Below are 9,977 nucleotides of genomic sequence, written 5' to 3'. Positions count from 1 at the left end.
CACCAGGCTTCGGGTGGGTCCTCCGGCGTCAGGCGGCTGGTCGGTCGTCCGGCCAGAGGTCGTCGTCCTGCGCACCGTGGGACTTCTTCGACGCCTTGATCGCCTTCCGCGCCTCGCGCTTCGAGCCGGCGACCTCGAGCACGATCGGGAACTGCGCCGGCGGCATGCCGAAGCCCGTCCGCGAAGCCTGGATCACCTTGCGCCCGAGCGCGTGGTTGCCGAGCCCGCCGACGGCCGCTCCGATGCCGAACGGGAGGGCCCGCCCGAGGATCGTCGAACCCTGCCGAGCGGCGAACCGCTTGACGAACTGCGAGCGGACCTGGCCGCCGATGCCGCTGACGACCTGCTTCGGCAGCGAGGCGGTGACCATCTCGCCCCAGAACGCCGTCCGCGCCTGACCACCGGCCGCCTGACCCGCGAGCTGCTTGATGAGCTGCGTACCCGGGGCGCCGAGGATCATGGCCATGACGAGCGTGCGGGCGCGTTCCGGGTCGTCGAGCGCGATGCCGTGCACCTCGGTGACCGACTGGGCGAAGAGCGCCGTGGTCTCGAGGAACCCGACGGTCTCCGCACCGCTCAGGCTCAGCGCTGCCGCCATCCCGACGCCGGGGATGACCGCACTCGCGCCCACCGCTGCGCCGCCGGTGGTGACGGCCGCGAGGTACTGGCACTCGAGGATCTGGATCACCTCGGCGGGGGTGGCGTCCGGGCGACGGCGTCGGATGGCGTTGACGTGGGCGACCACGACCGGGCGCTGCACACTGATCACACGGTCGAGCCACTTGACCCATCCGGTGTTCTCGGCGACCGGGATCCGGTGGTCGTCGTCGGGAGCAGTGGGGACGACCGGGGCGTTCGGCAGCGGCACGATCGCCTGGTTCTTCGGGGCACGAGCCATTCGCCCACCGTACGCCGAGGACGTGGGAGGCTGCCGGGATGGACGACGGCACCGTGAGCACACCGGCCCTGGACGAGGCTCGGCGCACCGCCGGCTTCCGCACCGTCGCGGAGGTCGTGGCACTCGCCCCGGAGGTGCTCGTGCTCGATCCCGCGTCCGTGCTGCTCGGGACCGGTGCGACAGTCCACCCCGGCGTGGTGCTGCACCCGTCGACGACCCTGGAGACCCGGGACGGCGGGACGATCGTCGTGGAGACCGGCGCCCGCCTCGGTCCCGGACCGGTCACGGTCGTCGCGCACGGGTCCCACGTCCGGGTCGGTGGCGGTGCCGAACTCGGGCCGGGACCCGTGACGATCACGGCGTACCGCTCGGAGGTGACCGCCGCGTCGGTGGACACGGTGGTCGACGTCGCGATCGGTGCCGCCGCCCGGCTCCGCGGCGGGTGCGTGGTCGAGGCGCCGGCCGACATCGGCGCCGGTGCCCAGGTGCTCGGGTCCGTCTCGCTGCGGGACGCCGTGCTCGCGGCGGGAGGGGACCACCGTGAACCCGACCCGGACCGTCGTGCGGGCGTCGTCAAGGGCACCGGTCGCGTGCACGGTGTGCGGATCGGTGTCGGCGAGGTCGCCGTGGTGACCGGGGGCTCCACCCCGCCGGAGGTCGAGCGGCAGCGGGCGCACCACCCCGACGCGCCTCGCCGCTGAACGGGACGACGGCTTCGAGTCCGTCATCGGCACGGCACCTCCGCTCGCCGCAGCGCCGTCCGGACCCGGTCGGCCGACAGCACGTCCGTGAAGGAGAGCCGGACGACCGTCCGGACCTCTGGGAAGGAGCGGACGAAGTCCTCACGACGTTTCTCCCGCCAGTGCGCGTCCTCCACGGAGCGACCGCCGAGCATCGCGGGGTCCTCGTACTTCGCGCGACCGTCGATCTCGACGACGACGCCCTGTGCCGGGAACCAGAAGTCGACGATCGCGCTCTGCGTGCCCGGGCGACGGAACGGGTGCTGTTGGACGTACTCCGGCGCTGCGAGTTCCCGGCACCGCACGCGGAACAGCGACTCGGCCGGCGATCCGGACAGGCCCGACCCCATGCCGATCGCTGTCGCTGCCTTCGTTCGGGCAGCGGTCAGGGTGGCGACTTCTCCGTCCAGGGCAGCGGCAGTCGTCTGTCGGTGCGCGAGGACGTGGTCGACGACCGGCAGGGCGACAGCGAGCGGCCGGGTCGCTGCGACGTCGACTGCGGTGCGTGGAGCGGTCGTGACGAGCACACCCGCCACGTCGAGCGCCGCGGACGGCGGTCTCGCGAGCACGCCGTGGCGGACGAACCAGCTGGACACCCGCGTGTGCGACGTGGTCGCGTCGAGGACGTGCACCTTCGGCGGGGGAGCACCGAGCATCGGGTAGCCGAGCACGGCCGCCGCAGACTGGTGGGACACCACGTCACCCGGACGGAGTCGGTGAAGTGCCGCACGCACCATGACGTGGTGCCGTTCGCCGGGTCGCAGCCCCGCGAGCGCGCCCGGACGGACGAGCACGCCGGGCCGGATGCGTTCGAGGACCCCGCGTCGGACGTCACGTTCGAGCGCCCGTCGTTCGGAGGGCGGCAAGCCGGTGGTCCGGATCAGTTCGATGTCGATGGCGCTGGTCACGACGCCAGCGTCGCTGAACGGGGCTCCGCTCGGGGTGCCTCGGCGCCGCTCTGTGGAGAGTCACGGCGACCAGCTGAGGTGTGCAGGAGTGGGGCCACCCGATGCGGGTGCACCAGTCGACAGGACACCAGGTGATCGGCGCGTGGTCTGTCGCCCGATGCGCGTGCAGCGGGTGCGTGTGCATGTTGCGACCGAGCACGTGACGATCGACCTGCGCATTGTCGCAAGGTGTGTGCTCACCGCTGCCACCCGCTGCTGCCTGCCCGCCGCTGCCGCCCACCCACCCGCTGCCAGCCGGCGCCGATCGTCGCCACTCCGGACCGCCGTTGCCGTCCGATGCAGGGGCATCAATCGACAAGACACGAGGTGATCGTCGCGTGTTCCGTCGCTCGATGCGCGTGCATCTGGTGCGTGTGCATGTTGCGACCGACCACGTGACGATCGACGCGCGGATCGTCGGAAAGTCGGTGCGAACCGAGCTGGCCCCCCAGCTGTCAGCCGCGTCGCCGAGCCCCTACGCCCGCGCGAGCTCCGCCCGCAGCGGCAGGTCGCTGTCCTCCAGGATGACCTGGGCGCCGGCGCCCGTGCGGGCGTTCACGACAATCGGTGCGAGCAGGTTCACGGTGGTGCTGGACGAGTCCGCGCCGCCCGGGTTCGCCACGACGAGCAGCATGGCGTCGGCGGGATCGGTCAGCGAGAGCCCCGCCGCCTGTTCGTCGGTGAGCTCCGGTGCGTAGGAGGGCAGGTGCACCGCGGCGTCGAGCACGAACAAGCGCGAGGAGTCGCCGACGAGCGTGAACAGGCCCTCGGCGCCGTCCACCGGGGTCAGGGTGAAGACGTCGGCAGGGGCCAGGCCGAACGGCGGGACGGCGAAGGTCAGGGGGATGCTCATCGGAGGTAGTCCATCAGGGTCGGCTGCAGGACCTTCGCGGTGACGGCGAGGGCTGCCTGGTAGTTGGTCTGCTGCACCTGCAGGTCGAGCACGGCCTTGGCGAGGTCGACGTCCTCGATGCCGGAGCGGCGGCCCTCGAGGGCGACGGTCGCGGTCTTCAGCGAGTCCTGGGCGGCGAGGGCGGCGGCGTGCCGGACGCCGACGTCGGCCTGGGCGCCGCGGACGCTGCTCAGCGCGGCGTCGACGTCGTTGATGCGCGGGTTCACGTTGGTCCCGTTCTGCAGGTCGCTGACGATGGAGTCGATCATGCCGAACACGGACGTCGCACCGGTGCCGAACACGGCTTCGCCGGAGGTGTCGACGCGCACGGTGCTGCCGTCGCCGACACGTCGCGAGACGGCGGTGCCCGACGCCGCCCACCCCGTCGCGGGGTCGTACGCGGACGCGTCGGTCGACGACCCGGCGAAGACCGAGCGGGTGCCGTAGGTGGTGTTCGCGCGGGCCTCGAGGTCGGCGCGCAGGGACCGGAACTGCGTGACGAAGGCGTCGCGGTCGGTCTCGCTCATGGTGCCGGAGTTGGCGGCCTGCACGGTCAGGTCCCGCACGCGGTTGAGCGTCGAGTAGACGCTCGACAGGGCGCTGTCGGTCTGCGCGAGCCACCCGACGGCGTCGTCGGCGTTCCGCGTGTACTGCGCGGTGGCGGCCTGTTCCTTGCGGACCTGCATCGCCGACGCGGTGCCGCTCGGGTCGTCCGACGGCTTCTGGATCGCCTGCAGCGTCGTCGCCTGCTCGGTGAGCTGCGCGACGCGTGCGGCACCGGCCTGCAGCCGGTCCGCGGCCGCGGCCATCGACATCTGGGTGGTCACCCGGGTGATCACGATCACGCCCTCCCGACGAGTCCGGTGCGGTTGATGATGGTGTCGAGCATCTCGTCGACGGCCGTCAGGACACGTGCCGCGCCCTGGTAGGCGTGCTGGTAGGTCAGCAGGGCCACGTTCTCCTCGTCGAGGTCGACGCCGGCGCTCGACTGCTGCTGCGTGCGTGCGTTGGTCAGGGCGAGTCCGGTGAGCGTCGACTCCGTCGCGGCCGACCGGGAGGCGGTGCCCACCCCCGCCACGAACGTCGCCCAGGTGCGGTCGGCGCCGTCCGACGCCGCCCCGAGTCGCGAGAGCGCGTCGGCGAACGAGTCGTCGAGCTGCCCCGCCGCGTTCCGCGTCGCCAGGCCGCCGGCGTCGGTCGGCACGACGGTGAGGCCCTGCGCGGCGGGCCCCCCGGCGGTGATCGCGAAGAACGGGGCGCCGGTCGCGCCGTCCGGGGTGGTGCCGGTGGCGTGCACGGCGTTCACCGCGGTGGCGAGCTGCGTCGCGACGGCGTCGTAGGCGGCCGAGGCCTCGGCGAGTGCACCGCCGGTGCCGGTGCCGGACGTCGGCGCGAGGACGGCGAGGGCGCCGCCGATCGAGCCGCCGGACAGCGCGACCGCGCCACCGGAGCCGGAGGTCCAGGACAGGGTCACGGCGGCGCCGTCGGCGAGCCGCGTCCCGCCGCCGAGCGCCACGGCACGGGCGTCAGTGCCCTGCACGAGCGGGTTGCCGCCGAGGAGCACGTCGACGGTCCCGTCGGCGTTCGTGCGGGTGGTCCCGCCGGCGAGCGTGGCGATCTGCTGGGTGAGCTGGTCGCGCTGGTCCATGAGCTCGTTCGCCGAGCCGCCGGAGGCGACGGCGGTGCGGATGCGCCCGTTCAGGTCGGCGACCTGCTTCGCCGCGTCGTTGAGCTGCGCGACCTGTCCGGTCACGGTCCCGCGGACCGAGGACCACTGCGCGTCGACGGCCTTCGACCCGGTCGCGAGCACGGAGGCGACCGTCGCGGCGGCGGCGAGCACGGTGCTGGCGGCTCCGGGGTCGTCCGGGTGGCTCGCGAGCTGCCCCCACGACGACCAGAACAGGTCGAGTTTCGCGCTCAGCCCGTCCGAGCCGGGCTCGTGCAGCCCGGTCTCCAGAGCGCTCAGGGCGCTCGCGCGGGCCCCGGCGTAGGCCGACGAGCCGGCGGCGACGCGGACGCCGGCGTCGAGGGTGAGCGAGGCGAGCCGGGCGATGCCGTCGACGGACACACCCTGTCCGGCGAGGGCGGCGGTGCCGCGCACGAAGCCGGTCTGCGGCGCCGGGACGGAGGACTGGGTGATGCGCTGTCGCGTGTACCCGGCGGTGCCGGCGTTCGCGATGTTCTGCCCGGTGACGTCGAGTCCGGCGCGGGCGGCGGCGAGGCCGGAGTACGCGGTGGCGAGGGATCCGAAGGTGCTGACCACGGTGCTACAGGGTCCCCTCGAACAGGCGTGCGCCGTCGGTGCCGGAGCCCGACGAGCCGCTCGCGTCGTAGGTGGCTGCACCCGTCACGGTCCCGGCGAGGGTCTCCTCGGTGGCCTGGGCGGCGGTGCGCAGGAACCGGTCGTTCTCGTCGCGGAGGGCCGCGATCTGCGTCGTCAGCTCGACCATCGCGGCGAGGTGCGCGGCGAGGATCTCGCCCCACGGGCCGCTCGGTGCGGCGGCGACGACCTCGCGCAGGGGAGCGTCGGCGGGGACGCCCCACTCCTCGGCGACCTCGGCGCTCGACGCGGCGCGCTCGAGCCCGGTGCTGCGCAGACGGTCGAGGACCTGCTCGACCTCGCGGCTGGCGTGCGACACCCAACGGGACCGGCCGGCGGAGAGCAGCAGCTGCTCCTCCTCGAGCTTGAAGGTGAGCAGCTCGAGCAGTTCGCGTTCGCGCCAGAGCACGGCGGACAGGTCGTTCACGGTCATCAGCTCCTCCCAGGGTGCGGGTCTCGTCGTGGGCCGCAGGTCGGTCCGGGGTCGATCCCCGGTCCGTCATCCTGCGGACACCAGGACCTATCGACGCCCGTGGGCCGGCCGTAAGCGCGGGCCGCCGGAGTACACCCCGACACCGTCGTCACGGGGTACCGGTGCGACCACGACGGGGGACAAGAACGTCGGTTCTCCACCCGCTGTCCTCCCAAATGCCGACCGCTCGAAGGGTCCCGGACCCCCGCACTGGGGACGGTGCGGGACCTGTGCGGCCCGCGTCCACCCGATACATTCAGAAACGCACCGCGGGGGACACCCCGCACCGCGTGTCCCGAGCGCGGCGTGTACCACCCGGACGGATCCGGGGGGTTCTTCGGCGTACGCACCGGCCATCCGAGGCCGGCGTCCGTCGCGCCCAGGGACGGGTCGAACTCAGCAGCTCGATCGAGGGACAGCATGGACCGCACCGAACGCAACGCGATGATCGTGGAGCACCTGCCGCTCGTCGGCTACATCGTCGCCGACGTCCGCTCCCGTGCCACGCACCTGGACCGCGACGACCTCGCCGCCGTCGGTTCCCTCGCCCTCGTCGCCGCCGCGGACGCGTTCGACCCCACGCTCGGCGTGCCCTTCGGCGCGTACGCCCGCACCCGGGTCACCGGCGCGATCGCCGATGACATGCGCTCCGCCGACTGGGCGTCCCGCGGCACCCGGAAGCGGATCCGCGAGACGCTCGCCACGCAGGAGGCCCTGTCCGCACGGCTCGGCCGGAGCGTGGGCGTGCAGGAGATCGCCGACGCGATGGGCGTCGACCGGCAGGCAGCCGCCGACGCGATGAGCGACGCCGCGCGCACCGTCGCCCCGCTCGACGAGACCGTCCACGACCTCGTCGCCGCCGAGCTCCCGCTGCCCGGCGACGACCTGCTCGAGACCGAGAAGCGCCGCTACCTCGTCGCCGCCGTGCAGGCGCTGCCCGAGCGGATGCGCTTCATCGTCGAGGCCGTCTACTTCGGCGACCGAACCGTCACCGACGTCGCGACCGAGCTCGGCATCACGCACTCGGCCGTCTCGCAGCAGCGCTCCGAGGCGATGCGGCTGCTCCGCGACGGACTCTCCGCGCACTACGGCGACGGCGGCCCGGCCCCGGAGCACGCGTCGCGGACCACCGCGGCCCGGCGCAGCGCCTACCTGGCGCGCGTCGCGACGAACGCCGCCGCAGGGGTGGCCCGGGCCGTGCACGACGCGGCGTCCGGGCCGGCCGTGGCGGCCAGCTGAGACGTCGGCAGGAAGAAATCCCGCCGATCCCCTAACGACTCCCGGCACCCGGTCGAGAGTCACCCATGTCAGCCCACGGACGGGCAGACGCACGACCCAGATTCACGGAGGAACACACCATGGGTATGTCCATCAACACCAACCTCTCGGCACTCAACACGTACCGGAACCTCAACGCGACGCAGAACGACCTGTCGAAGTCCCTCGAGAAGCTCTCGACCGGTCTCCGCATCAACCGTGCTGCCGACGACGCTGCCGGTCTGTCGATCTCCGAGGGGCTGAAGTCCCAGGTCGGTGGCCTCACGGTCGCCGCCCGCAACGCGCAGGACGGCATCTCCGTCGTGCAGACCGCTGAAGGTGGCCTCACCGAGACCCACTCGATCCTCCAGCGCATGCGCGACCTGGCCGTCCAGGCCGGCAACGACTCGAACAACGAGGACTCGCGGAAGGCGATCACGACCGAGGTGGGCCAGCTCCAGGAGGAGCTCCAGCGCATCTCGGACTCGACCAACTTCAACGGGATCAAGCTGCTCGACGGCAAGGCCGCCACCAGCAGCACCGTCGACGGCACCGGCAAGCTGACCTTCCAGGTCGGCGCGGACGGCACCGCCGCCAGCAAGATCGATGTCGACCTGACCGGTGCCGACGTCAGCAAGGTGGCGGGTGCGGTCAAGGACCTCGACCTGACCTCGGGTGACTCGGCCCGCACGGCGATCGGCACGATCGACGCGCAGATCAAGGCCGTCTCGGAGGCCCGTTCGAACCTCGGTGCGGTCCAGAACCGCTTCGACCACGCCATCAACGTGACGAACGTCGCCAAGGAGAACCTCACCGCTGCTGGTTCGCGCATCACCGACGTCGACATGGCGCAGGAGATGGTCAAGTACACGCGCGACAACATCCTGAGCCAGGCCGGCACCTCGATGCTCGCACAGGCGAACCAGAGCACGCAGGGCGTGCTCTCGCTCCTGCGCTAGCACCCCTGACGCCGCTCACCGGGACCGTTCGGGTGCCCCGGTGGGCGGCGTCGTCCGCATCCGACCGCCACCGCACACCGGCAGGAGCCATCGATGTCGTCCGTCTCCTCGGCGAACAGCCTGGCCATCGACGGCCTCGTCAGCGGGCTGAAGACCACCGACCTCATCAACTCGCTGATGAGCGTCGAGGCCGTCCCGCAGACGCTGCTGAAGTCGAAGCTCGCGAGCACGAACTCGTTCATCTCGTCGCTGCAGACGATCAACTCGCTCGTGCAGACCCTGGCGACCAGGGCCACCGCGGCCCAGAAGACGAGCTCGCTCGACGTCTTCACCGCGACGAGCTCGACGCCGACGGTCAGCGTCGTCGCGGGACCCACCGCGGCGAAGGGCTCGATCGACTTCACCGTCGGCACGACCGCCGCCGCGCAGGTCGGGGTGACCGCAGCGATGGCGACCTGGTCGTCCGCCGCCGAGCCGATCACGATCGTCGGCGCCGGCGGCAAGCAGACCACCGTCATGCCGGCCTCCGGGTCGCTCGACGACGCGGTCTCGGCCGTCAACGCAGCCGCCGCGGGGGTGACCGCGACCAAGGTGTCGGCCGGCACCGACGCCGACGGCACCAAGCTCTACCGCCTGCAGCTCACGTCGACGTCGACGGGTGCTGCCGCAGCGTTCTCGCTCTACCGCGGCAGCGGCGCGGACGTCACCGCCGGCACCGCGACGGACGTGTTCGCGCAGCCCGGGGCCGCCGTCGTCACGTCGGCCCGCGACGCGAGCGTGACGCTCTGGGCCGGCACCGCGGCGGCGCAGACCGTCACGAGCGCCACGAACACCTTCACCGGACTGCTCCCCGGCGTCGACGTCACGGTGACGAAGCCGTCGACGGACCCGGTGACGATCACGGTCGCGCAGGACACGACGAAGGCGCAGGCCGTGGCCTCCGGTCTCGTCGACGCCCTCAACGCGATCACGAGCTACTACGGCACGAACACCGCCGTGACGAGCACGACGAGTGCGACCACCGGCACGACGACCACGAAGGCCGGGGTGCTCACCGGCGACGCGACGACCCGCGACGTCGTGCAGCGCCTGACGAGCACCATGTCGGCGCCGATCGGCGGGAAGTCGCCGTCGTCCATCGGGATCGTCATCCAGAAGGACGGCACCTTCACGTTCGACCCGGACGCCTTCCAGAAGGCCCTGGCCACCGACCCGCAGGGCACCCAGGCGATGCTCTCCGGGGTGGCCGTGAACGTCGGCGCCGCCGCGACCGCCGCGTCCGACAAGTACAACGGGTCGATCACGACCTCGATCACCGGCCAGCAGTCGATCGCGAAGGACCTCAACACCCAGATCGACAGCTGGTCCGACCGCTTGACCCGCCGTCGGGCGACCCTGCAGGCGCAGTACTCGGCCCTCGAGACGAGCCTCAGCAAACTCCAGTCCCAGTCCAGCTGGCTCACCAGCCAGCTGGCGTCGACGTCGAGCTGAC

The 9,977-nt window shown here is 72.3% G+C and carries 10 protein-coding genes; 4 read left to right on the top strand and 6 right to left on the bottom strand.

The annotated features are described in order from the left end of the window. Positions 1 to 28 precede the first annotated feature (28 nt). Positions 29 to 898, bottom strand: a complete 870-nt coding sequence (locus tag BIU97_RS06110) for a hypothetical protein (protein WP_175472419.1) — start codon at positions 896 to 898, stop codon at positions 29 to 31. A 38-nt stretch (positions 899 to 936) separates the two neighbouring features. Between BIU97_RS06110 and BIU97_RS06105 the strand changes: the two genes are divergently transcribed. Then, a complete protein-coding gene (locus BIU97_RS06105) occupies positions 937 to 1,599 on the top strand; it encodes a hypothetical protein (RefSeq protein ID WP_071297251.1) in 663 nt (220 codons plus the stop codon). A 23-nt stretch (positions 1,600 to 1,622) separates the two neighbouring features. Here BIU97_RS06105 and BIU97_RS06100 read toward each other — a convergent pair whose 3' ends face one another. The 5 genes from BIU97_RS06100 to BIU97_RS06080 all read right to left on the bottom strand — a co-directional run bounded on the left by BIU97_RS06100 (position 1,623) and on the right by BIU97_RS06080 (position 6,230). Then, the gene (locus tag BIU97_RS06100; protein WP_071297250.1) at positions 1,623 to 2,546 is read right to left on the bottom strand and encodes a hypothetical protein; all 924 of its coding nucleotides are present in this window, start codon (positions 2,544 to 2,546) and stop codon (positions 1,623 to 1,625) included. 514 nt (positions 2,547 to 3,060) lie between these two features. Next, the gene (gene fliW, locus BIU97_RS06095; RefSeq protein ID WP_071297249.1) at positions 3,061 to 3,438 is read right to left on the bottom strand and encodes a flagellar assembly protein FliW; all 378 of its coding nucleotides are present in this window, start codon (positions 3,436 to 3,438) and stop codon (positions 3,061 to 3,063) included. Continuing rightward, a complete protein-coding gene (flgL, locus tag BIU97_RS06090) occupies positions 3,435 to 4,316 on the bottom strand; it encodes a flagellar hook-associated protein FlgL (RefSeq protein ID WP_071256290.1) in 882 nt (293 codons plus the stop codon). Before flgL ends, fliW begins: the two co-directional genes overlap by 4 nt. Before the next feature lie 2 nt (positions 4,317 to 4,318). After that, entirely contained in the window at positions 4,319 to 5,740 is a 1,422-nt protein-coding gene (gene flgK / locus BIU97_RS06085) for a flagellar hook-associated protein FlgK (protein WP_071297248.1), read from the bottom strand. Positions 5,741 to 5,744: 4 nt separating this feature from the next. Then, positions 5,745 to 6,230 carry a flagellar protein FlgN gene (locus BIU97_RS06080; protein ID WP_071297247.1) on the bottom strand — a complete coding sequence of 162 codons (486 nt, stop codon included), beginning with the start codon at positions 6,228 to 6,230 and terminating at the stop codon, positions 5,745 to 5,747. Between the two features lie 459 nt (positions 6,231 to 6,689). Between BIU97_RS06080 and BIU97_RS06075 the strand changes: the two genes are divergently transcribed. From BIU97_RS06075 to fliD, 3 genes are all read left to right on the top strand, one after another. Continuing rightward, the gene (locus BIU97_RS06075) at positions 6,690 to 7,508 is read left to right on the top strand and encodes a sigma-70 family RNA polymerase sigma factor (protein ID WP_071255110.1); all 819 of its coding nucleotides are present in this window, start codon (positions 6,690 to 6,692) and stop codon (positions 7,506 to 7,508) included. Between the two features lie 119 nt (positions 7,509 to 7,627). Beyond that, complete coding sequence (locus BIU97_RS06070; RefSeq protein WP_071255112.1) at positions 7,628 to 8,485, top strand: flagellin N-terminal helical domain-containing protein; 858 nt, start codon at positions 7,628 to 7,630, stop codon at positions 8,483 to 8,485. Positions 8,486 to 8,578: 93 nt separating this feature from the next. Next, a complete protein-coding gene (gene fliD, locus BIU97_RS06065) occupies positions 8,579 to 9,976 on the top strand; it encodes a flagellar filament capping protein FliD (protein ID WP_071297246.1) in 1,398 nt (465 codons plus the stop codon). Position 9,977 lies beyond the last annotated feature (1 nt).

Origin of the sequence: Curtobacterium sp. MCBA15_009 (assembly GCF_001864895.1) — a bacterium.
In the GTDB taxonomy this organism is placed as follows: Bacteria; Actinomycetota; Actinomycetes; order Actinomycetales; family Microbacteriaceae; genus Curtobacterium.
The sequence above is the reverse complement of the archived record's forward strand: the minus strand, read 5'-3'. Positions and strand labels throughout refer to the sequence as shown.

Excerpts from the sequence above, each read along its gene's own strand:
- BIU97_RS06110 (WP_175472419.1), bottom strand. The coding sequence starts at position 898 with ATGGCTCGTGCCCCGAAGAACCAGGCGATCGTGCCGCTGCCGAACGCC.
- fliW (WP_071297249.1), bottom strand. The coding sequence starts at position 3,438 with ATGAGCATCCCCCTGACCTTCGCCGTCCCGCCGTTCGGCCTGGCCCCT.
- BIU97_RS06105 (WP_071297251.1), top strand. The coding sequence starts at position 937 with ATGGACGACGGCACCGTGAGCACACCGGCCCTGGACGAGGCTCGGCGC.
- BIU97_RS06070 (WP_071255112.1), top strand. The coding sequence starts at position 7,628 with ATGGGTATGTCCATCAACACCAACCTCTCGGCACTCAACACGTACCGG.
- BIU97_RS06080 (WP_071297247.1), bottom strand. The coding sequence starts at position 6,230 with ATGACCGTGAACGACCTGTCCGCCGTGCTCTGGCGCGAACGCGAACTG.
- BIU97_RS06075 (WP_071255110.1), top strand. The coding sequence starts at position 6,690 with ATGGACCGCACCGAACGCAACGCGATGATCGTGGAGCACCTGCCGCTC.
- fliD (WP_071297246.1), top strand. The coding sequence starts at position 8,579 with ATGTCGTCCGTCTCCTCGGCGAACAGCCTGGCCATCGACGGCCTCGTC.